General features: G+C 67.6%; 19 protein-coding genes and 1 other RNA gene. 16 read left to right on the top strand and 4 right to left on the bottom strand.

Annotated elements, in window-relative coordinates; all coding sequences use genetic code 11:
* Positions 1-265 precede the first annotated feature (265 nt).
* Positions 266-775, top strand: a complete 510-nt coding sequence (locus tag AB0E94_RS17320; RefSeq protein WP_360327137.1) for a hypothetical protein — start codon at positions 266-268, stop codon at positions 773-775.
* Here the strand turns inward: AB0E94_RS17320 and AB0E94_RS17315 are convergent.
* Entirely contained in the window at positions 727-1,953 is a 1,227-nt protein-coding gene (locus AB0E94_RS17315; protein WP_360327135.1) for a hypothetical protein, read from the bottom strand. The genes AB0E94_RS17320 and AB0E94_RS17315 overlap by 49 nt on opposite strands.
* 366 nt (positions 1,954-2,319) lie before the next feature.
* Here AB0E94_RS17315 and AB0E94_RS17310 point away from each other — a divergent pair, with 366 nt between their 5' ends.
* From AB0E94_RS17310 to ssrA, 8 genes are all read left to right on the top strand, one after another.
* Entirely contained in the window at positions 2,320-2,835 is a 516-nt protein-coding gene (locus AB0E94_RS17310) for a PadR family transcriptional regulator (protein ID WP_360327134.1), read from the top strand.
* A 50-nt stretch (positions 2,836-2,885) separates the two neighbouring features.
* On the top strand, positions 2,886-3,998 hold the full coding sequence (prfB, locus tag AB0E94_RS17305) for a peptide chain release factor 2 (RefSeq protein WP_360327132.1): 1,113 nt from the start codon (positions 2,886-2,888) through the stop codon (positions 3,996-3,998).
* A gap of 140 nt (positions 3,999-4,138) precedes the next feature.
* The gene (gene ftsE / locus AB0E94_RS17300) at positions 4,139-4,819 is read left to right on the top strand and encodes a cell division ATP-binding protein FtsE (protein ID WP_317788419.1); all 681 of its coding nucleotides are present in this window, start codon (positions 4,139-4,141) and stop codon (positions 4,817-4,819) included.
* 66 nt (positions 4,820-4,885) lie between these two features.
* Positions 4,886-5,761: a permease-like cell division protein FtsX gene (ftsX, locus tag AB0E94_RS17295; RefSeq protein WP_360327131.1), complete on the top strand. Its 876-nt coding sequence runs from the start codon at positions 4,886-4,888 to the stop codon at positions 5,759-5,761.
* A 96-nt stretch (positions 5,762-5,857) separates the two neighbouring features.
* Positions 5,858-7,087: a M23 family metallopeptidase gene (locus AB0E94_RS17290; RefSeq protein WP_360327129.1), complete on the top strand. Its 1,230-nt coding sequence runs from the start codon at positions 5,858-5,860 to the stop codon at positions 7,085-7,087.
* A gap of 22 nt (positions 7,088-7,109) precedes the next feature.
* Positions 7,110-7,586, top strand: a complete 477-nt coding sequence (gene smpB / locus AB0E94_RS17285; protein ID WP_317788415.1) for an SsrA-binding protein SmpB — start codon at positions 7,110-7,112, stop codon at positions 7,584-7,586.
* A gap of 219 nt (positions 7,587-7,805) precedes the next feature.
* Positions 7,806-8,501, top strand: a complete 696-nt coding sequence (locus AB0E94_RS17280) for a cellulose binding domain-containing protein (RefSeq protein WP_360327127.1) — start codon at positions 7,806-7,808, stop codon at positions 8,499-8,501.
* A gap of 25 nt (positions 8,502-8,526) precedes the next feature.
* Positions 8,527-8,908: a transfer-messenger RNA gene (ssrA, locus tag AB0E94_RS17275) on the top strand.
* A gap of 269 nt (positions 8,909-9,177) precedes the next feature.
* Here ssrA and AB0E94_RS17270 read toward each other — a convergent pair.
* The gene (locus AB0E94_RS17270) at positions 9,178-9,912 is read right to left on the bottom strand and encodes a hypothetical protein (protein WP_360327125.1); all 735 of its coding nucleotides are present in this window, start codon (positions 9,910-9,912) and stop codon (positions 9,178-9,180) included.
* Positions 9,913-10,455: 543 nt separating this feature from the next.
* Here AB0E94_RS17270 and AB0E94_RS17265 point away from each other — a divergent pair.
* Complete coding sequence (locus AB0E94_RS17265; RefSeq protein ID WP_360327123.1) at positions 10,456-11,529, top strand: hypothetical protein; 1,074 nt, start codon at positions 10,456-10,458, stop codon at positions 11,527-11,529.
* A gap of 105 nt (positions 11,530-11,634) precedes the next feature.
* On the opposite strand, the gene AB0E94_RS17260 is transcribed toward AB0E94_RS17265, so the two are convergent.
* The gene (locus AB0E94_RS17260) at positions 11,635-12,636 is read right to left on the bottom strand and encodes a hypothetical protein (protein WP_360327122.1); all 1,002 of its coding nucleotides are present in this window, start codon (positions 12,634-12,636) and stop codon (positions 11,635-11,637) included.
* A gap of 622 nt (positions 12,637-13,258) precedes the next feature.
* Between AB0E94_RS17260 and AB0E94_RS17255 the strand changes: the two genes are divergently transcribed.
* The 6 genes from AB0E94_RS17255 (at position 13,259) to AB0E94_RS17230 (ending at position 20,511) form a co-directional block, all read left to right on the top strand.
* Complete coding sequence (locus tag AB0E94_RS17255; protein ID WP_360327121.1) at positions 13,259-14,215, top strand: NAD-dependent epimerase/dehydratase family protein; 957 nt, start codon at positions 13,259-13,261, stop codon at positions 14,213-14,215.
* A gap of 485 nt (positions 14,216-14,700) precedes the next feature.
* Positions 14,701-15,879, top strand: coding sequence for an exopolysaccharide biosynthesis polyprenyl glycosylphosphotransferase (locus tag AB0E94_RS17250; RefSeq protein WP_360327119.1), 1,179 nt, complete (start codon positions 14,701-14,703; stop codon positions 15,877-15,879).
* Between the two features lie 19 nt (positions 15,880-15,898).
* The gene (locus AB0E94_RS17245; protein WP_360327118.1) at positions 15,899-16,702 is read left to right on the top strand and encodes a hypothetical protein; all 804 of its coding nucleotides are present in this window, start codon (positions 15,899-15,901) and stop codon (positions 16,700-16,702) included.
* Positions 16,699-18,135 (top strand): O-antigen ligase family protein, encoded by a 1,437-nt coding sequence (locus AB0E94_RS17240; protein WP_360327116.1) that lies wholly within the window; start codon positions 16,699-16,701, stop codon positions 18,133-18,135. Before AB0E94_RS17245 ends, AB0E94_RS17240 begins: the two co-directional genes overlap by 4 nt.
* Positions 18,132-19,454, top strand: coding sequence for a polysaccharide biosynthesis C-terminal domain-containing protein (locus AB0E94_RS17235; protein WP_360327114.1), 1,323 nt, complete (start codon positions 18,132-18,134; stop codon positions 19,452-19,454). Before AB0E94_RS17240 ends, AB0E94_RS17235 begins: the two co-directional genes overlap by 4 nt.
* A gap of 1 nt (position 19,455) precedes the next feature.
* Positions 19,456-20,511: a glycosyltransferase family 2 protein gene (locus AB0E94_RS17230; RefSeq protein WP_360327112.1), complete on the top strand. Its 1,056-nt coding sequence runs from the start codon at positions 19,456-19,458 to the stop codon at positions 20,509-20,511.
* On the opposite strand, the gene AB0E94_RS17225 is transcribed toward AB0E94_RS17230, so the two are convergent.
* The gene (locus tag AB0E94_RS17225; protein ID WP_360327111.1) at positions 20,502-21,605 is read right to left on the bottom strand and encodes an acyltransferase; all 1,104 of its coding nucleotides are present in this window, start codon (positions 21,603-21,605) and stop codon (positions 20,502-20,504) included. The two genes, AB0E94_RS17230 and AB0E94_RS17225, sit on opposite strands and share 10 nt — an antisense overlap.
* Positions 21,606-21,663: the final 58 nt, after the last annotated feature.

Below are 21,663 nucleotides of genomic sequence, written 5' to 3'. Positions count from 1 at the left end.
CTATCTCTTCCCGTTCCGCCACACTCAACCGCGCCGCCATCACAGCATCCCATCAAGATCCATCGACAGTGATGCAACGAAGTATTGACTCCGCCAGGTGTGCCCGAAATCCACAAGATCGCGGGTGGTCGGCGGTGACCTCGACTCCGAAAGCCCCCTGCGCTGCCCCGATCCGGAGACGCCTGGTGGAATGGGGCACTCGGCGAACCGTGTGGACGGTGTACTGTCCGGGACCGCAGAACGCGCCGTGTGCAGGAGGAAAGACGTGCCGATCACCGATCTGGTCCGGGTTTACGTGCCGGCCACGCTGCCGCTGCTCGCCGCGCTGCGGGCCGACGGGCAGCTCGGCGACCAGGCGACGATCGCGCACGCGGTGACCCCCGGGCTCCGGGAGTGGTATGCGGAGGGCGACGAGGAGGAGCTGGAGTACGTCGCCTTCACCCGGGCCGCCCAGGGCGCCCTGCAACTGCTACGGCACGACCCGGCCGCGCCGCGCCGGCGGGTGGTGGTGTCGGCCGACGTGCCGGCCGCCAGTCTGATCCGGGAGGACACCGAGCTCGGTTCGAGCACCGTGCGCCTGCCGCAGGCGGTGCGCCTGTCCGAGGTGGCCAGCATTCACGTCGACAGCGCCGACGCCGAGGAGTCGATCGGGGAGGCCGCCGGAGTGATCGAGGAAGCCCTGGCCGGCGACCCGGACGCGCAGTTCACCGTCGACGGCGCCGAAGATCACGAGCTGGAGTGGTACGCCGTCTCCGAGCTCGACGAGCTGCTCTGAGCCTCCTCATCGGCCGCGGCCGGAGGCCCGTCGGCCCGAGGCTTGTCGGCCCGAGGCCCGTCGGCCCGAGGCTTGTCGGCCCGAGGCCCGTCGGCCTGTGGCTTGTCAGTCTGAGTTCCGTCGGTCCGAGACGTCTCGGACGAAGCCCCGTCGGCCCGAGACGCGGCGGTCAGAGGCTTGTCGGTCCGAGGCTTGTCGGACTGGGGCGCCTCGGACTGGGGCGTCTTGGATTGGGGATTCTTGGATTGGAGCGCCTCGGACCGGGGCGTCTCGGATTGGGGCTCGTCGGTCTCGTCGGCCGGTGACCCGAGAGTCCGGCCGACCGCGAAGATCGCGGTCAGCGCGCCCGCGAAGACCACGATCAGCGCGTTGTTGAGACGAGCCGTACTGAGCAGCTCCTGAACGGTCCGCTCGAGTTCGCTGACCTTGCCGGCCAGCTCCAGCACCTTGGCCCCGGCGGTGCGCGACAGCAGCTCGCCGATCACCAGCAGCAGGCCTGGCCCGGCGCCGGCCAGTGCGAACATCGGCCAGCGGACACCGGCGCCGGCGCGGCGCAGCATCAGGTAGGCGATGATCCCGGCGGCCAGACCGCTGAGGACCGCCTGGCTGTACGAGAACCACTGTGCCGCGTTGGCCGAGGACTCGGTGTCGCCGGCGCCGAAAGCGCTGAGCACCGGCTCCTGGAAGAGGTTGAGCACGAATCCGATCAGGAAGACGCCGACCGACGCCGCCGCGGCCGCTGAGATCACCCGGGGGATCCGGAGACCGGCCAGCGCCCCGCCGATGGTGGCCGCCGCCGCGACGGTGCCGCCGACCGCCGCGTAGATCGTGCCGAGCGTGTTGATCGTGATGATCGGGATCGCGCTGAGCACGCCGACGAGCAGCCCCGACCCGGTGGCCAGGGCGAACCGGGCGGTCGGGCCGAGCGTCCACCGTCCGCCAGCCAGGGTGAGCACGAGCAGCGCCACCGCCGCGCCGGCGACCAGGTCGGCGGAGACCGCGCCGGGCAGCGCATAGGCCGTGGAGGTCACCTCCATCGCGGCGTCCGCCCGGCTGGTGATGCTGGCGCGGGCCGACCAGAGCATCGCGGCGGTCCACCCCACGGCGGCGACCGCGAGCAGCGCCGCGGTGAGCCGGGACTCCTCGACGGTCTCGGGGGCGGTCTGGCGGTCTGTCATGGGGCTCAGGGTAACCGGCGTGCCTGCGAAGGCCCGACGGGCCGTCCGGTGAGGTGCGACGATGGACGGTCGCGCGAAAAACGGGGGCGGCCGATCGGCACCCGAGGAGGCGATGGGTGGTTAGCGCCGATTGTCTGGTTTTGCATGGCGAATCGCGGGGTTTCGCGTAATTCCTGCCCGCAACGGTTCGTGTGACCGTTTATCTGCGCCATATTACCTGGTCAACGTGGTTTTCAAGGCCGAAACGCCCGATCCGCACGCTCGTTGTCGGACTGTCTGTGCGGGACAGTCGTTTGTGGAGGCGCAAACTGGACGGATCGGGCTAAATCCTGGACGGGGGCGCGACAAAGTGGCAGCTTATTAGGCATGCCCGACTTCCAAATCAATCCGACGGCGGCTGCCCTTCTCGGCCTCCTCCATGAGGGGGCGATGACCGGCGGTCAGCTGATGGCGGCTGCCGAACGCCGCCTCGGGCCCTACTGGTCGATGACGCGGAGCCAGGTCTACCGCGAACTGCCCGTGCTGGCCGAAATGTCGTACGTTCGCCTCGGAAAGCCGGGCCCTCGATCCAGTCAGCCCTACGCCATCACCGCGTCCGGCAAACGTGCCTTCACCCGATGGCTCGCCGAGTCGCCGGGCCGGGACGCGCTGCGCAACCCGGTCGCTCTCCGGGTCGCCTTCGGTCAGCAGCACAGCGGCGACCAGTTGCAGACGCTCTACACCAATGCCAACCAGTACCACTCGGAGGCCATGGCGATGGCGAAAGAGCAGGCCAAGGAGGCCAAGAAGAACGGCGACCCGTTCGGCGCGGCGGCGCTGGAGTTCGCGGTCGCCTATCACAAGGCCGCTCTCACCTGGCTCAAAGCCGCCCCGACGAGTTGAACGGACCGCCCCGGCCAGCAATCTGGCCGGGCGGCGTAGTCTTGAGTGTCGTGACCGCTGCCGACTTTCCCGAGCAACTGAAGGCCCTCGACGCGACCCTGCGCAACATCGAGAACGTCCTGGACGTCGACAAGCTGCGCCGGGACAAGGCGGACCTCGAGGAGCAGGCCTCCGCCCCGGACCTCTGGGACGACCAGGCCCGCGCGCAGGAGGTCAACAGCCGTCTCGCGTACGTCTCCGGTGAGATCTCCAAGCTGGAGCGCTTGCGCTCCCGTCTCGACGACGCCGGCGTCCTCCTCGAGCTCGCCGAGGCCGAGGGCGACGCCGGGTCGATCGACGAGGTCGGTGAGGAGCTCACCACGTTGACCAAGGCGGTCGACGAGATGGAGGTCCGCACCCTTCTCTCCGGGGAGTACGACTCCCGGGAGGCGCTCGTCGCCATCCGGGCCGGAGCGGGTGGCGTGGACGCCGCCGACTTCGCCGAGATGCTGATGCGGATGTACCTGCGCTGGGCGGAGCGGCACGGCTACCCGACCGAGGTCTACGACACCTCCTACGCGGAGGAGGCCGGCCTCAAGTCGGCGACCTTCACCGTGAAGGTGCCGTATGCGTACGGCACCCTCGGTGTCGAGTCGGGCACCCACCGGCTGGTCCGGATCAGCCCGTTCGACAACCAGGGCCGCCGCCAGACCAGCTTTGCCAGTGTCGAGGTGATGCCGGTGGTCGAGCAGACCGACAGCATCGAGATTCCGGAGAACGAGATCCGGACCGACGTCTACCGCTCTTCGGGCCCCGGTGGGCAGAGCGTCAACACCACCGACTCGGCGGTCCGGCTGACCCACATCCCGACCGGCATCGTGGCCTCGTGTCAGAACGAGAAGTCGCAGCTGCAGAACAAGGCGGCCGCCCTGCGGGTGCTCCAGGCGCGTCTTCTGGAGCGGAAGCGCCAGGAGGAGCAGGCCAAGATGAACGATCTGCGGCAGGACACCACCGGATCGTGGGGCGACCAGATGCGTTCGTACGTCCTCCACCCGTACCAGATGGTGAAGGATCTGCGCACTGAGTTCGAGACCGGCAACCCTTCGTCGGTCTTCGACGGCGATGTGGACGGGTTCATCGAGGCCGGCATCCGCTGGCGCAAGCAGAACCAGCTCGCGGGCTGATCCGGCGGTGACGGAGCGCAACCCGTCCTGAACGGTGAGTCAGGCCGGGTTGCGGTCGAATGTGCCGTTACCGCAGCTCGTGAATATTCCCGGCCCCGGCGGGCTTGGCGATTTCGTTACACCGCGTAGACTCCAGTCCCGTGATTCAGCTCGAGAACGTGACGAAGACGTATCCGAAGGGGTCTCGGCCGTCGCTGGACAATGTCAGCGTCGGGATCGAGAAGGGTGAGTTCGTCTTCTTCATCGGCCCCTCCGGTTCCGGCAAGTCGACGATCATCAAGCTGCTGCTGCACGAGGTCTCTCCGACCAGCGGCAAAGTGGTGGTGAACCAGAAGGATGTGACCACGCTCCGGTCCTGGAAGGTCCCCCACTTCCGGCGCTCGATCGGCTGCGTGTTCCAGGACTTCCGGTTGCTGCCGAACCGTACGGCGTACGAAAATGTCGCCTTTGCCCTTGAAGTGATCGGCAAGACCAAGGCCGTGGCCCGGCGTGTGGTGCCCGAGGTGCTGGAGCTGGTCGGTCTCGGTGGCAAGGAGCACCGGTACCCGCACGAGCTCTCCGGTGGTGAGCAGCAGCGTGTCGCGGTGGCCCGGGCCTTCGTCAACCGCCCGCTGATCCTGCTGGCCGACGAGCCCACGGGTAACCTGGACCCGGACACCTCCATCGAGATCATGCGACTGCTGGACCGGATCAACCGGACCGGCACCACTGTCGTGATGGTCACGCACGACTCCAACATCGTTAACCAGATGCGCCGCCGGGTTATCGAGATCGAGAGCGGACGGATCGTCCGTGACCAGGCGCGCGGTGTCTACGGCTAGTCCCGGCTCCGCCCCCGTAACGAACGCTGAAGCTGTGACACGCGGAGTCCTGGAAGGATCCCCCCGATGCGCGTGAAGTACGTACTCAACGAGGTCCTGGTGGGCCTGTGGCGAAACGTCACGATGACGGTCGCCATGATCATCACCATGGCCGTCTCGTTGAGCATGCTGGGCGCCAGCGTGCTGCTGTACATGCAGGTCGACCAGATGAAGGACTACTACTACGGGAACATCCAGGTCTCGATCTTCCTGACCGAGGACATCACCGACGGTCAGAAGGCCACGATCGACCAGGCCATCACCGGTAGTGACCTCGTCAAGGACAAGACCTACGAGACCAAGGAAGACGCGCTCAAGCGCTTCCAGCAGCTCTGGGCCGACTCCCCGGACTTCGTCAACGCGATCAACGCGGACAGTCTGCCGGAGTCGTACCGGGTGACGCTGAAGAACCCGGAGCAGTACAAGGACTTCGCCAAGGGCCTCGAGGGCATGCCCGGGATCCGGCAGATCATCGACCAGAGCGACATCCTTGAAGAGGTCTTCGACATCTTCAACTCGATCCAGCTGGCGGCACTGATCGTCGCGGGCTTCATGGCGGTGGCCGCCTTGCTCCTCGTGGGTAACACCATCCAGGTGGCGGCGTACAGCAAGCGTCGTGAGGTCGCGGTGATGAAGCTCGTCGGCGCGTCGAACTGGTTCATCCAGGCGCCGTTCGTGCTCGAGGCGGTGGTCGCCGGTCTGATCGGCGCGATCCTGGGCTTCGTCGCGCTCTTCATCGCCAAGGTGGTCCTGCTGGACAACAAGCTCCAGGCGCTCACCACGATCCTCACCCCGATTCCGACCGGCAACGTGCTGCTCATGCTGCCGCTGCTGGCCGGTGTGGGCGCCCTGGTCAGCGCGGTCACCGCGTGGATCACGCTGCGCTTCTACCTGAAGGTCTGACGACCTGACCGTGCCGATGGCCGCATTCCCGGACAGGGATGCGGCCATCGGGCGTTTTGGGGCTTTGGGGGTGATTGGTCGCGGTAGCGTGACCCGGTGAGGTACCGCCTGATAGCCGCTTGCCTCTGCCTCCTCGGCATCGTGGGAATCGTCCTGACCGGACCCCGGCCCGCCGCCGCCGATCGCAACGACGACGCGGCCCGGGCCGTCCGCCGGGCCGAGGCCCTCCTGGAGAACGCGAGCGCGGCCGCCCGGACCGCCGCCACCAACCTGGCCCGCGCCACCGCCGCCCTTCCCGCCGCTCAGAATCGGGTCGCCACCACCCGCGGTGTGGTCGTCGCCACCCGCGTCCAGGCCGACCTGGCCCGCCGCAACGCCGACCTGGCCCGCAGCGAGCACCGGCGGGTGGCCGGCGACTACGAGGTCGCGGCCGGACGGCTCGACCAGGCCCGGGCCCGGGTCGACGAGATCGCGGCCGCCAGCTACATGGGCAGCCGGCTCACCCGGTTCAACATGCTCGCCCGATCGAGCGGGCCACAGGACATGCTGGACCGCCTCGGGCTCGTCGAATACCTCCAGACCCGGGAACAGGAGGAGGTCCGTACCCTCTTCGGCGCCCGGCGGGAGGCCCGCACCGCGCAGGACCGGGCCGGCGCTGCCAAGCGTGCCGCCGAGGCGGCCGAACGGTCCGCCGTCGACAAACTCCGCGCCGCGCAGAACGCCCAGGCCGCCGCCATCCGCGCCCGGCAGGCGCTCTACCACCTGGTGCTCGCCCGGCAGACCGCGCTGCGGGCCGCCGAGGCCCAGCGGACCACGGTCCTCGCCCAGTACCGGGCCGCGGTCCGGGCCGAACAGCGGGTCCGGTCGGCGGTACGCGGCTGGGAGAACCGGGGCGGTGTCGGCAGCCGCTATCCCGGCGGGCACCTCCTGATGCCCGTCCGCGGCTGGAAGAGCAGCGACTACGGCAACCGCTACGACCCCTACTACCGGGTCTGGCAACTGCATGCCGGCACCGACTTCGCGGCCGGCTCAGGTAGCCCGATCCGGGCCGCCGCCTCCGGCCGGGTCATCCAGGCCGACTGGAACGGCGGTTACGGTAGGTACACGTGCATCAACCACGGGCGATTGAGCGGGTACGGCTTCACCACCTGCTACGCCCATCAGTCCCGGATCTACGTGCGGGTCGGCGACTACGTCCGCCGTGGCGAGGTGATCGGCCGGGTCGGCAGCACCGGCGCCTCCACCGGAGCGCACCTGCACTTCGAGACCCGGTTCGGCGGGGTGCCCCGTAACCCGCTCAATTACCTCCCCGGCTGCCTCTGCTGAACCCCGGGTAGGCTTTTCGCTCATGCCACGGGAACAGGGCCGCAAGGTCGTCGCCTCCAATCGGAAGGCGTACCACGACTACACCATCCTCGACACCTACGAGGCCGGCATGGTCCTCACCGGCACCGAGGTGAAGTCGCTGCGGGCCGGCCGATCGTCCCTGGTCGACGCGTTCGGCCACGAGAAGGACGGCGAGATCTACCTGCACGGGATGCACATCCCGGAGTACACGCAGGGCACCTGGACCAACCACGAGCCGCGCCGGGTGCGCAAGCTGCTGCTGCACCGCGAAGAGATCCACAAGATGCTGGGCAAGCTGCGTGACGACGGCGTCACCCTGGTCCCGCTCTCGGTCTACTTCCACAACGGGTATGCGAAGGTCGAGCTCGGCGTCGCCAAGGGCAAGAAGTCGTACGACAAACGTCAGGACATGGCCAGCCGGGACGCCCAGCGGGAGATCAACCGGGCGATGGGCCGCCGCGCGAAGGGGATGGACTGACGGGTATTCTCGCCCGCCAGGCTTTGATCTTCGCCTGATCCGCCGTTGCCCGATCCTCCACAATCGTGCGATCTTTCGCTGTCGCGCGCCGTCCGTTCCAGCGTTGCCGTCCGATTCTGTGTTGCCGTCCGTTCCTGCTGTGCCGTTCAGATCCTGCGTTGCCGTTCAGATCTTGCGTTGCCGTTTCGATCTTCCGATGCCGTGAGGGAGAGCCACCCGTTGGCGAAGCATGCCATCCGTCAGTTCATCCTGGCCCGCCTCGTGCTCGGCTCCGCCGCCGCGGTGCTCGTCGCCCTGGTCATCTGGGTCGCCGTCGTCGCCGGCGGATCGGGCAGCGACGGCGAGCCGCTGATGGTCCAGCCGACCGCGAACCTCCAGGCCGCCCAAGGTTCCCTACCGGCCACCGCCCCGTCGACCGAATCGGCCACGGTGACACCCTCCGTCGCCCCGTCCACCTCGGCTTCCGCCTCGGCGTCACCCTCAACGTCGGCGTCCAGCTCACCGTCCGCGTCGGCCTCGGGCAAACCCAAACCCTCAAAGAGCGTCAGCCGTACGCCGAGCGCCTCGCCGTCCCGCAGCGCCAGCCCTTCGCCCACGCCTGACGTGTTCACCGCCACGTACTCGACCAGTGCCAACTGGCGGGAGGGGTTCATCGCCGCGATCCGGATCGTCAACAACGACGCGAGCACCCGCGACTGGTCGGTCACGATCACCTACCCGTCCAGCGCCGACGTCGAGGTGCGCGGCGCGTGGAACGCCACGGTCAGCGTCAGCGGCGACACCGTCACCCTGCGAGGGAAGTCGCTGGCCGGCGGGCAGTCCATCACCGCGGGCTTCCAGGGCGCCAAGGGCGTCGCCGACGCGGTACGCCCGGTCGGCTGCTCCGTCGGTGGAGGCTCCTGCCGGATGGGTTAAGATTGCCAGGCTGTAATACAGACATGGGGGTGACTGGTTTCGACTTCGTACGTGGAGACAGGGGAAGCGAGCCGAGGAAGCCGACGTCGTCTCGAGAATCGGTCGTCGGAAACTTATAAGCGCCAACGAAAAGTTTGACGCTGACCAGTACGCTCTCGCCGCCTGAGGCAAGTAGCGTGGTCTGTCGGTCTGGGAGCGCCTCCGTCCCAGCTGCCGGCATCAGCTAGGAGGCTGGCCAATGGGTCCCGGTCACGGGGACCTTACGGCGAGATCAATCAGTGACTGGGCCCGTCGTCCGAACTTGCTCACGTGAGTCGGAGGGCCGAGTAGGGACGTAGTGAGCTGCGCTCGGAGAAGCCCTGACAAAACAACGAAGGACCCGGGTTCGATTCCCGGCACCTCCACTTTGGCGGCCCCCTGTTCGCGGAAAGCGCGAACCGGGGGCCGTTCCGGTTTGTCTACTCCGGGGGCCGAGCCCCCGGAAGCCCCGCATCACGGTGGGCGCTGCAGGTGGCTATGTTCCGCTTACCCCATGGTGGGTGGGTGTGGTGGGTGGTTTTGTTCCGGTTCGCCACCGTCTCAAAGCTGCGGTCGTCTGTGGTGGTTTGGTGGTTTTGTGGGAAGGTTGCCCGAAGCGGCGGCACCGGCGGTGCCGCCGCTTTTGTTTTTTGCTGGGTTAGCGGGCCGGTGCTTTCGGGGCCGGTTTGCTGGTTGTGGGTGTGCTGCACCCGAGCATGACCTGAGCCGCCCTGCGCACCGTCCGGGCCGGGAGGACGTCGCTGCACAGGACGGTTCCCTCCTCGACGGTGCCGAACGTGGTGTAGGTGCCGCCGCCCCAGCGCTCGAACCGGGGGAATCCCCAGCCGAGGCGGCAGACGGCCTGGCTGAACGTGCCACTGACGCGCTTGGTCCCCTTGTAGAGGCCGTAGTAGCCGGGGCTGCTGAACCTCCACTTGACCGTGATGTCCTGAGTGACGGTGGTGCCCTCGTCCTTGCGAACAGAGAACCCGACCGTGCGGGTCACCTCGTCGGAGAGTGTTTCGGACGAACCCGAGTTGCCGTTGATGGTCGTGCCCACACGGTTGACCACGTTCAGGCGATAGGTGTTTTCGGTAAGCGTTCCGGTGGTCACGTTGAAGGTTGCGAAATGGGTCACCACGGGAGACACCGAGGCCGATTCGACGGTGAATACCTGTCGGCCGATCTCGCTGAAGGAGCAGGATCTTCCCACGATCGACGGGGAACCCGCGGCGGAGGCACTCGATGCGAAACCGACGGTCATTCCGGTAACGAGTGTCATCGCGATGAGAAACTCCTCGGTCCGTCGGGGGAGTAGTTTCTTGATCATTTCATTCTCCTGCTGAGTTGGATCCGCCCGGCCCGGATTTCGGCGCCCTCGGATCGATGTCACGGGTTCCTGCTCGCTCCGTCGCTCGACCGTCGGTCGGGCCGCCCGCGCTGCTCACCAGCGCCTGCGGGACTCGCTGAAGCTCCTCGACGGGCTGCCGGTCGCGCCGAATTCCTGCACTCATGTAAATGCGGCCGCAAGCGGTCGATCATTGACGTGAATTTCTCTCCGGTTCGGCGGTTAGGATTCCGAGATCGAATTCCGGGTCGGCGGAAGCTTTTCGGAAGTAGTTTACCGGGTCGATTGTGGGGTCAATTCCGACCCCGGTCATCAGATTTCATTATTCAGATGAACTGATTATCGAAATCCTTTCAGGGTCTACTGCGCCCATAAGTGGATGGTCTTCGGGTGGCCTTCCGGGGTGTCCGGCCATTGGCGCGCCGCTATCCGGGCGCGGTGCCCGCGCGCGTGAGCGTCCGCCCTGTATCGGCCCCGGACGACGGCAACCGGACGGCACCGGGAGAGGTACCGGCCGCGCACCATCCGACCGCGAATCTTCTTCGCATGCCCAGCCGAAACGCGGCTGGACAAGCGGGGGAGAAATAATTGCGTCGTCGGAAGCTGCACAAATACGGTCCGGTCCTGGCGGCCCTGCTCGCGATGGCGAGCACGGTCACGATGGTTCCCCGTAGCGCCGACGCGGCGGCCCGTGCCGCCGTGGTCACCGGAGCAACGGACTTCCAGTCGGCCGCCGCAGACCCCCGTATCGGTGGGCGGCTCTATTCCGGTACGAGCCCGTTCAACCAGGCCATCCCGGCGAACCCCGAGCTGGACCCGCGCTCCGCGGACTATGTGCGGCTGCTGAGCCGTAGCAAGAAGGAGAAGGGCTTCACCATGGCGGTCGGGGAATGGACCGTGCCCGCCTACTTCGTCAAGCAGGACACCAAGCGGCACGACGTCCGGATCTCCGGCTTCGATGACGTCCGACGGGTCATGCGCAACGTCCCGATCCCGGACAACGCCCGGCCGGACCCGGCTGAGGACGCCCACATGACCCTGATCGACCCGGTCACCCGCTGCGAGTACGACCTCTTCGGCGCCAAGAAGACCGCGACCGGCTGGACCGCGATCTGGGCCAACGTGACCTCGACGTCGGACAGTGGGATCTACCCGTACAGCATGTCGACCCGGGCCACCGGATTCGCGCCGCTCGCCGGCATGGTCTGGCCCGCCGAGCTGCGCAACGGCCGTATCGACCACGCGCTCGTCTTCGCCTACCCGTACACCAAGTCCGGCGGACCGGTGGCGCCGGCCACGTCCAGCGACGGCCGGACCACCCTGGCCGCGGCGATGCCGGAAGGCGCCCGGGTGCAGCTCGACCCGGCCCTGGACCTCAGCACCCTGGGGCTGAGCGCCTACGAGCGGACGATTGCCGAGGCTCTGCAGCGGTATGGCATGTACCTGGGCGACACCGGTGGAGCGTTCGCGATCTACGGGGTGAGCCGGCAGAGCTTCGACACCGACCCGTACGCGGGAGTGCTGCCCACCACCGAGACCTACGCCTTCCTCAACAAGATCCCGGTGGAGAAGTTCCGGGTGCTGAAGACCGGTAAGCAGGTCGCGCAGACGCGCTACTCGATCGTGCCGTCGACCTGTGCCCGGATCGACGTCGTGAACTGACCTCGTACGTGTAGGAGAGCCACCGTCGCGCCCGCGGTTCGGGAGAACCGAACGGGACGCGGCGGTGGCTTTCTGTTGTGTGGCTTTACTGCTGCGTGGCTTCGATCAGCCGGCTACGGCCTCGATCCGGGCGCAGCTCGACGGCACGATCGAGTAACGCGTCTGTGCCATCTGTTTGCCGGTCTTCAACACCCGGAACCTGTTCACCGGGATCTTGTTGAGGAACACATACGGTTCGTCCGGCAGCAGTCCCGTGTAGGGATTGGTGTCGAAGCTCTGCGGGCTCACCGCATAGAGCGCGAACGCGCCGCCGGTGTCACCGAGGAACATCCCGTAGCGTTGCAGGGCCTCGGCGATCGTCCGTTCGTAGGTGGTCAGCCCGAGCGTGTCGAGGTCCAGGGCCGGGTCGAGCTGAACCCGGGCGCCCTGTGGCATCGCCGCGGGCAGCGCTGTCCGGCCGTCGCTGGCGGTGGCCGGGGCGACCGGTCCGCCGGACTTGGTGTACGGGTAGGCGAAGACGAGCGCATGGTCGATCCGCCGGTTGCGCAGCTCGGCGGGCCAGATCATGCCGGCGAGCGCTGCGAACCCGGTGGCCCGCGTCGACATCCCGGCCGGGTAGATCCCGCTGTCCGCGATCGAGGTGACGTTGGCCCATTTGGCGGTCCAGCCGGTCGGGGTCTTCTTGGCGCCGAAGAGGTCGTACTCGCAGCGGGTGGCCGGGTCGATCACTGACAGGTGGGCGTCCTCCGACGGGTCGGGGCGGGCGTTGTCCGGGATCGGGACGTTGCGCATGACCCGCTGGACGTTGTCGTAGCCGGAGATCCGGACGTCGTGTCGCCTGGTGTCGTGCTTGACGAAGTAGGCGGGCACGGTCCACTCCTCGACCGCCAGCACGAAGCCCTTCTCGTTCTTGCTGCGACCCAGCAGGCGTACGTAGTCGGCGGAGCGCGGGTCCAGTTGGGGGTTCGCGGGGATGGCCTGGTTGAACGGGCTGGTGGCGGAATGGAGACGCCCGCCGGTCCGGGGGTCCAGGTTGTCCTCGACGCGGTGCGGGGCGTCGGTCGACCGGTGGCATCTGACCACCGTCAGCGTGATCAGCGAGATCACGAGCAGCGCCGCGATGATCCGGCCCGGTCCGGGGCGGGTGAAGCCGGCTCGGACCCGGCTGTTCGCCCAGCGGCCGGCCGAGAACCAAGGCCGTCTGGGCGGATCTGCCTGAACGTCTCGGTCGGCTCGCGTGGTGACGGGCGTTCGCGGGGCGGATCCAGTGGGGTCCGGCTCCTGGCGGCGCGGCTCCTCGATGTTCAAGGCGAGATTCCCTATGGGCGACGGGGGCGCGGTGCGCCCGGAGACGAAGTTCTTCTGATCTGGGAACAGGGATTCTGGGAACCGGGATCGCGGAAGGTCCGGATCACCGGGTTCCGGAAGGCGCTCGCGAGCGAAGGCCACTCGAACGAGTCCGAAGATCGTGGCTACGGGTGACGGATGAGACCAGGTCGGCCGCAGGCCACCTGCACCCTTTGCCAGGCTTGGCGGGTTCCCGGACGAATTGTCCGTCACCGTGTCGCCCAGGCCTCGTTGATCAACGCGGACATCGATCGTTCGTGGGCAGGACGTGCTGCCGCGGATGTGAACAGCGAAGACGCCGGCGATCAGAATCACCTTGGTGGGAACCGGGTGACTGTCGCCGTGTCCGGACTCTATCTGCAAAAATTGAGCGGAAAATAATATGAGGATCCTGGTAACCGGCGGAGCCGGCTTCATTGGTGCGAACCTGTGCAGCGAGCTTCTCGCGAGGACCGAAGTCGAAGCCGTCACGGTTCTCGACGATTTCAGCACCGGCAATATTTCCAACATCGAGTCGATTCCTGTCGAGGTAGTCAAGGACACCATTCTCAGTCGCGACACCGTCGCCGAATTGGTCAATCAATGTGATTCGGTGATTCATCTGGCCGCGCAGCCCTCGGTGCCGCTCTCGGTCATGGATCCACTTTCGAGTCACGAGGTGAACATGAATGGCACGGTCACGATTCTGGAGGCCTGCCGAAAATTCCAGAAGTCATTCATCTTCGCCTCGTCGTCGGCTGTGTACGGCCAAACCCAAAAGCTGCCCATCAGTGAGGACGACGCCGCTGCGCCGGTGAGTCCATATGCTGCCAACAAGCTTGCCGCTGAATCTTATGCACTGGCGTACGCATCGACGTATCGGATCCCTGTCGTGGCGTTCCGGTTCTTCAACGTCTACGGCCCTCTCCAGTCACCGGACCACCCGTATGCGGCGGTCATCCCGTCCTTTATCGATGCGGCGCTGCGTGGCCGGCCACTGGTCATCTACGGTGACGGGACGCAGTCCCGGGACTTCACGTATGTCGGTTCTCTGGCTTCGGTTCTTGCCGACGCGGCCCTGAACCGAATGGCGAGTCCGTCCCCTGTCAACCTGGCCTTCGGCACGCGGACGACGATCATCGACCTGGCCAAGAAGATCGAACTGATCTCCGGCCGGCCAATTGATCTTCAATTCACCAAGGCCCGGGCGGGCGACGTCCGTGATTCGCAGGCAAATGGCGGCCGGTTGCGGATGCTAATGCCCGAGGCGCGCGATTCCGACCTGGATTTCGGACTCCGGTCGACGATTGACTGGTTCCGGCTCCGAGAGGCGGAGTTCACGGAGCAAATCCTGGTGTGAAGTCGTGGACATCTGCGGCCCGGTTGTGAGAACACCTCCTGATCCGGCTTTGTCCGGATGCCGCGGACTCATCCACCTCCGAAGGTAGTGGCGGCTGATGGCGCCCGGATGCGACCGGTTGACCGGTCATTGGGCGCCATCGGTCGGCCCGACTGTTCCCGGCCGGGTGAAATGTGCCGGCAGAACAGTGTCGGAGTGGCGCCGGCATGCACAATTAATCGAAAGCGTCGACGTCCGGCCCGTGAGTCATCGATCGAGCCGTGCCCAAGTACCGGAACCAGGAGTACGTCGCCTTGCGAGAACGATTCCGTCGCGCACTGGACATGGGCGGCATCGAGATTTCACCCCTTGTATCGGTCGCTACGATCGGCATTGCCGCCGCGACCGAGTCACTGACTCTGCATGAGGCCCCGGCCGTCACGGCCGCCATATTCGCATCCATTCTCATTGTTCGTTGTGGTCGTCCCTTCGCACATTTTCTTCCGATGGCCAAGTGGCTGGTGCCGGCCAGCGGGCCATTGATCTTCCTGGCGATGACGCTGGCCTCGGACCTCGTCGCCCGGCGCGCGCACATCCCGTCGCGGAAGCTCGCGATCGTCTGCCTGGCCGGCAGCCTGGGCATCGTTCTGCTGTCCCTGCGCCGCCGGCCGAGGAGCAGGGCGGTCCGTATCGCGCTGCTGGGCAACTCCGAGCTGGTCACGGCACTGAATCAGGCGCTGGTCGTGCATCCGTCCGTCGGCCAGGTCGTCGGATATGTCGGTGAGCCGCCGGCCGGCCCGCTCCAGGGTCACGATCACCGGCTGGGACCGGAGAGCGAGCTACCCGCCATCATCGAGCGGAACGGGATCGACCTCCTGCTGGTCTCCTCGGAGGAGGCCCGTCGTTCCGCGTTCGAACTGCTGGCCGCCAACTGTCTGGACATGAAGGTCCGCGTGATCGAGCTGGTCTCGTTCTGCGAGGAGACCTTCGGGCTGACGGCGCTGGCGGCGATCGAGCCGCGCTGGCTCGAATCAGTGCTGCACCCGAGCTATCAACCGGGGACACCCCGGAGCAAACGGATCCTGGACGTGGTCATCAGCCTGGTGGCGGGCCTCCTCGCCGCGCCGGTGCTCGCCGTCCTCGCCGTCCTGGTGAAACTGGACGGCGGCCCGGTCCTCTACCGGCAGATGCGGATCGGCGAGCGCGGCCGGCCGTTCGAGATCCTGAAGATGCGTTCCATGCGTTCCACCAGCGAGCACGAGCAGTGGTCGTCCCGTGCGGATCCCCGGGTCACCTGGATCGGGCGGTTCATGCGCCGCACCCACCTGGACGAGCTGCCGCAGATCGTCAACGTCTTCCGTGGCGACATGAGCATCGTCGGTCCACGCCCCGAACAGCCGGCCCTGGCCGAACGCCTGCGGCTGGCGATCCCCTACTACGACGTCCGTCATCTCGTGCGGCCCGGCCTGACCGGCTGGGCCCAGGTACGTGGCGGTTACGCGGGATCCGAAGCCGGATCCGCACTGAAGGTCTGCTACGACCTCTACTACATCAAGCATCGATCGTTCTCGGTCGACTGCGTGATCCTGCTGGAGACCGTCCGAACCCTGGTCTTCGACCGTCAGTGGCAGACCGCCAGCGCACATCGGGCGCTGGCGTCCTCGACTCCCTCCCCCCAGACCTAGTGGATTTAGGCGTGCCCCAGTGATCAATACCCTGCTTCAGGACAAACCGAGCACGAAACCAGTAGCGCCGGCGCCGACGCCGGCACTGGTCGGCATCGTCCGCTACTGGAGATTCATCGCCGTGGTGGTCGCGACCTGCGTCGCCGCGACGACCGCCTACGTCCTCCTCATACCCCCGAAGTGGGAGGCTTCCGCGCACATCCTGGTCGCACCGGTTCCGGCGGATGCCGACCTGTCGGGACTGGGCGTCATCACCGGGTCCGTCGAGCCGGCACGATCGGTGCAGACGGCCGTCGCGCAGCTCGACACACCGGCCGCCGTCGCCGCCACCGCCGCCAAGCTCGGCGCTCCGTGGAGCCCGGCGTCCGTCGATCAGAGCGTCGTGCTCGAGCCGTTGGGCCAGAGTTACGTCGTCGCGGTGAAGGCGCAGGCCGATTCGCCCGCCGCCGCCGCCCGGCTGGCCACGACGTTCGCGGAAGCCGCCCTCGCGACGAGGAACTCGGAGATCCGGAAACGGGCGGCGACCCTGCTCGCCCTGCGCGCCAAGATGCCGGCCGGCGCCACGAGCAAACCGAGCGCGGCCAGCACGGCACGCCTGGAACTGATCATCCGAACCGGTGACCCCTCACTGTCGACGGATCAGCCGGCCAGCCCGCCGACTGCGCCGGTCGGGCTGCCGGCCGCGTACAAGATCGCTTTGTCGTTGGTCCTCGGTCTCTGCCTCGCGGTCGCCGGCGCCTGGGCTCGAACTCATCGGGCCGCGCCCCGCACCGGGATGCGGGCGCCGGCGTACCCGCCGGGCGACGGCGGTTCGGACAAGTGACGACAGCCGTCCGAGGGCGGCCCGCGCAGCTCCACGGGTTGTCCCTGGTCCTCGCCGTGACCTGCGCGGCGGTGGCCCTCGGGGCGCTGGTCGGGTTCGATGAGCGGATCGCGGTCGGTGCGCTGTGCGTGGTGGCCCTCGCCGCCTGCTGCTTCCGGAATCCGACCGCGGGCCTGCTCTGCTGGCTGCCGGGTGTGTTCGTCCCCGCCAGCGTTGCCGGTGGCGCGTTGTTGCGGGCCGGCTTCGTGCTGTCGCTCGCCGCGTGGGCCGTCGACGCGATCCGGCGCCGGTCGATCACCGACGAACGGATCCGTGAATTCCGCTGGCTGGTCGCCCTAGTCATCACGATGTACCTGTGGTTCGGGGCGACGATGCTGTGGGCGGACGACCCGGCGGCCGTCGTGCGGGAGTACCGGTGGTGGCCGATCCCGTTGGCGGTCTTCGGCCTGGTGCTGACCCGGATCACCTCCATCAGGCTCCTTCTGCTCCTGGTGAGCACCTTCGTCGCGTCGGCAACGCTCGCCGCCACCATCGGCATGATCACCCTGCGCTCGACCGCCTCCGCCTCCGCGGACCCGCTGACCAGCATGGACAACCGTGTCTCGGGGGCCGCCGGAGACCCCAACGGGCTGGGGGCCGGGCTCATCGCCGCGGCGATCCTGGCGTTCGGCCTGGCGTGTGTGGTCCGCCGGGCCTGGGTCCGGTCGGCGATCGTGGTGGCGATCCTGATGCTGGCGGCGGCAGCGGCCGGAACGGCGTCGCGCATGGTCGTGATCTCGGCCGGTGTCGCGTTCGTCGCCGCCCTGGTGATCTTCCGGCAGGTGATCGGACGGGTGCTCGCGGCCGCGGTGTGCGTGGTCGTGCCGGCCGCCTTGTGGTTCTACTGCTTCCCGCCGGCGTGGCAGCGGATGGTGGTCTCCAACGACGGCGGGTCCGGCCGGGAGGATCTGTGGAACGCCGCGGTCCATCTGGCGCTGGAGAACCCGATCGCCGGGCTGGGACTGGACAACTTCCAGGTTCACAAACCGGGCGTCGCGCTGGCGATCGGCGAGGTGCAGAACGCCTCCGCCATCGCGGAGAAGCCGCTGGTGGCACACAACACCTACCTGCAGCTCTGGGTGGACAGCGGCGCGATCGGCCTCGGGCTGTTCCTCGCGATCATCGGGTTCTGCACCTGGTGTTCGCTGCGTGCCGGTCGCGACTTCGCCTGGGCCGGCCGTCGCGACCTGGCGGCGCTGAGCCGCAGCGTGGCGGTGGCGGTGATCTCGCTGCTCGGGTCGGCCGCGTTCCTCACCATCGCGCGTGACTTCCGGCTGTGGATCCTGCTGGCGGCCGGGCCGATCCTGCTGTCGCTGGCCCGGGCCGAGACCCCATGGCGCCGCGGGCCTTCGGCGGAGACGACGCCGGTCACCGAACCGTGCCCCGCGTCATGACGGACGCCAAGACCCTGCCGGAGGACCGCCGGCCGCCGATGTTCCGCGCGGCGATGCAGACCTACGGGTCCTACCTCCTCGCGTCCGCGGGTGGTCTGGCCAACGTGATGCTGACCGCGCGCCTGCTGGGCGCGAGTGGCCGGGGTGAGGTCGCCTTCCTCACCACCGTCGCGGGGCTGGTCGGGTTCCTGGCCACCCTGAGCGCGTACGAGGCCATGACCAACATCAGCGGAACCCGTCCGGGCGAACGGCCGGCCCTCGCCGGCGCCAGTGTGGTTCTCGCCGGGGTGCTGGGCCTGCTGGGCGCAGCCGCGGCCTGGGTCTTCTTCTGGGCCGTCCCGGCGTCCGGAATCCAGCTCACCGACGTCGACGTCCTGATCGCGGTCAGCGCCATCCCGATCTCGATCCTGCAGCTCAACTTCCTGTACCTGGCCCGTGCCTCGTACAGCCTGGCGATGGCCAGCCTGGCCTGGATCAGCGCGCCGCTGGCCACCCTGGCCCTCAACGCGGGACATGCGGTGATGGGCAGCCTGACGATCCGGGTCGCCGTCCTGGACTGGGTGATCGGAATCGCCGTCTCCGCCGGGTTGCTGGTGGCCCACGTCGGCCGGTCCTCCGGATTCGCCCTCCCATCGGCGCCCCTGCTCAAGCAGATCCTCGGGTTCGGGCTGCGCAGCCACCTCGGCGGCGTCATGGTGTCCGGGACCTACCGTCTCGACCACTGGCTGCTCGGCGTGCTCGGTGGTGCCCGTGAGCTGGGCACCTACAGCGTCGCCGTGGCGTGGTTCGACGCGATCGTCCACCTGTCCCGGGCGGTGAGCGTGACCTTCCGGCCGGACCTGCTGCGGGCCACGAAGGCGGACGCCGGCCGGCAGGCGGCTCGGATCTTCCGGATCTGTGCCGTCTTCGTGCTGATCCTGGTCGGTGGAACCATGCTCATCGCGCCGTTCCTCTGCGTGACCATCTTCGGCCCGGAATTCTCGGACTCCGTGCTGGACCTGCGGATTCTCGCCGTCAGCGCCTTCGGGGTGATGGCGTTCAACATCTTCGGCACCGCACTGGTCGCCCAGCAGCGGCCGATCCTCGAGTCGGTCGTGCACGGTGTCGGATTCGCGGTCGCGATCGTCCTGTTCCTGGTGATGATCCCGCCGTTCGGTGCGTCCGGCGCAGCTCTCGCATCCACGATCTCCTATCTGATCTGTGGCTGCGTCGCGCTGGGTCTCGTGCACCGGACGCTCGGTTTGCAGTACCGCTCGCTCGTGCCGCGGCTGTCCGACATCGACCAGCTGATGCGGTTGTTGCCCAGACGGAAAGGTTGACATGCCGGAGAGCAGTGCGACCCCCGTGGTGTCGGTGCTGGTGCCCGTCCTGAACGAGGCGTCGCACATCGAGACCACGCTGGCGATGATGTGTGACCAGCAGGTGCCTGGCGGCTTCGAGATCCTGGTGATCGACGGGGGCTCCACCGACGGGAGCCGGGAGATGGTCGAGGACATCTCGGCCCGGGATCCGCGGATCCGGCTTCTGGACAACCCGGAACGGCAGATCCCGATGGCGCTCAACATCGGCCTGCGCGCGGCCCGAGGCGGCTTCATCGCGCGCATGGACGCGCACACCCGTTATCCGGCGGGCTATCTGGCCACCGGGCTGGCCCGCCTCCAGGCAGGCGACGTCGCCTGGGTGAGCGGAGCGGCGCTCGCGGCCGGTGACGGCCGATGGTCCAGGCGCGTGTCCATGGCGCTGCACACGTCGATGGGTGTCGGTGGCGCGACCTTCCGCCGGCCCGGCCCGGAGAAGGACGCCGACACCGGGTTCACCGGGATCCTGCGCCGGAGCACCCTCGAAGACCTCGGCGGCTGGGACGAGGGCTGGCCGGTCAACGAGGACGCCGAGCTGGCGGCCCGGGTACGGGCGACCGGCGGCCGCATCGTGTGCCTGCCGGAGATGGCGGCGACGTACACGCCACGTGACAGCCTGCCCGCGCTCGCCCGGCAGTACTGGCGGTACGGGCAGTACCGGGCCAAGACCTCCCGCCGGCATCCCACGAGCATGCGCCGGTCACACGTCCTGCCACCGGCGCTGGCGCTCACCGCGGCTCTCGCCGTTCTGCCCGGGCCGTACCGGTGGCTGCCGCTGACCGGCATCGCGGTCTGGGTTGTGGCTGCGGTCGCGGTTGCCGGCCGCGAGATGGTTCGCGGCCGGCAACCGGTCGACTGTGCCCTGCTTCCCGCGGTCTTCGCGGTCATGCAGCTGGCGTGGGGCGCCGGCTTCATCGCCGGTTGCGCCCGGTTCGGGCCGCCCTTCGGCGCGCTGGCGCACCTGGTGCGAACGGCCCGCCACCGCAGCCCCGCGAAGCTGGTCAAGGCTCACACCTGAGGTCGGACCAGCGCCTTCTCGGACGACTTGACTCTCAGCACCCGGCCGCGGAGCCGGCGCTGTATCGGACCGTCGATGTACCGGTTGACCACGACGCTCGCGGTGAGCGCCAGCGCTGTCGCCAGAATCAGAAGCGCCAATCGGAGCCAGGGCCCGCCTCCGGCGAGGGCGCCCTCGAAAACGATCCGGGAGAGGAACAGGATGACGAACGGGTGGAACAGATAGAGCGCGTAGCTCGCGTCGCCCAGTTCCACCAATAGTGTGGTCCACCGGCCGGCCGGCAATGCGGATTCGGTCAGCAGGCCACCCGCGACCACGAGGACGGCGGGCAGGCCGTACTGAAGAAAGCGCACGTCCGTTCCGCCGGCGAAGACCGCTCCGGCATCCACGGCCAATAGCAGGCCGATGCCACCGGCGATGAGGAAACCGCCAGCGACGGCACTCGCCATTCGGCCTACCATGAATCTGGCCGGTATTTCGCGGGACCTTTCGTAAATCACCCAGAGCAGAACCCCGGACAGGAACTCCAGAAACAGGCTGCTCTGATAGAAGCGAACGAGATACCACTCCGAGGGTGCGAACCAGCCACTCAGCACGAGCAGGCAGAGCAACGCGGCCGCGAGCGCGAGGCCGCGTCTCGCGTTTCTGGTGGCCAGGAGCGCGAGCGCCACCATCACGTAGAAGAACATCTCGTAGTTCAGCGTCCAGCCGGCCTCGAGGATCGGCCCGGGTCTCGTCGCCATCTCGTACGGGATGAACAGGGCCGACTTGAGCAGGCCGGCCGGGGAGACCTCGGCGCTGTTGACCCGGTCGGGGAGCGCGAGGACCACGCTCGTCATGAGAAAAGTGGCGACCAGGTAGATCGGCACGACCCGGATGACGCGGATCCGCAGGAAGTTCTCCCGCCTCCGCAGGGCCGTGCCCGCAATGATGAAGCCACTGATTACGAAAAATATATCGACGCCCCACGCGCCTGTCTGTGGGAAGCCGAATCCACCGTGCGGCGAGTTGCAATGGAAATAGACCACCGCGGTCGCCGCCATGGCACGCAGGATCTGGATACTCCGGATCGTGCCGCCGCTTGCAGATGACATGAAGTGGACCGTAGCAGAGACGACCGGCCTTCTTTCGGCCGAAGATTTTTCGCATAAA

The organism is Actinoplanes sp. NPDC026670 (assembly GCF_040638175.1).
In the GTDB taxonomy this organism is placed as follows: domain Bacteria; phylum Actinomycetota; class Actinomycetes; order Mycobacteriales; family Micromonosporaceae; genus Actinoplanes.
The sequence above is the reverse complement of the archived record's forward strand: the minus strand, read 5'-3'. Positions and strand labels throughout refer to the sequence as shown.

Coding starts and splice junctions, on each gene's coding strand:
- AB0E94_RS17310 (WP_360327134.1), top strand. CDS start 2,320: ATGCCCGACTTCCAAATCAATCCGACGGCGGCTGCCCTTCTCGGCCTC.
- AB0E94_RS17315 (WP_360327135.1), bottom strand. CDS start 1,953: ATGACAGACCGCCAGACCGCCCCCGAGACCGTCGAGGAGTCCCGGCTC.
- ftsX (WP_360327131.1), top strand. CDS start 4,886: ATGCGCGTGAAGTACGTACTCAACGAGGTCCTGGTGGGCCTGTGGCGA.
- smpB (WP_317788415.1), top strand. CDS start 7,110: ATGCCACGGGAACAGGGCCGCAAGGTCGTCGCCTCCAATCGGAAGGCG.
- AB0E94_RS17235 (WP_360327114.1), top strand. CDS start 18,132: ATGACGGACGCCAAGACCCTGCCGGAGGACCGCCGGCCGCCGATGTTC.
- AB0E94_RS17225 (WP_360327111.1), bottom strand. CDS start 21,605: ATGTCATCTGCAAGCGGCGGCACGATCCGGAGTATCCAGATCCTGCGT.
- AB0E94_RS17250 (WP_360327119.1), top strand. CDS start 14,701: ATGGCCAAGTGGCTGGTGCCGGCCAGCGGGCCATTGATCTTCCTGGCG.
- AB0E94_RS17230 (WP_360327112.1), top strand. CDS start 19,456: ATGCCGGAGAGCAGTGCGACCCCCGTGGTGTCGGTGCTGGTGCCCGTC.
- AB0E94_RS17255 (WP_360327121.1), top strand. CDS start 13,259: ATGAGGATCCTGGTAACCGGCGGAGCCGGCTTCATTGGTGCGAACCTG.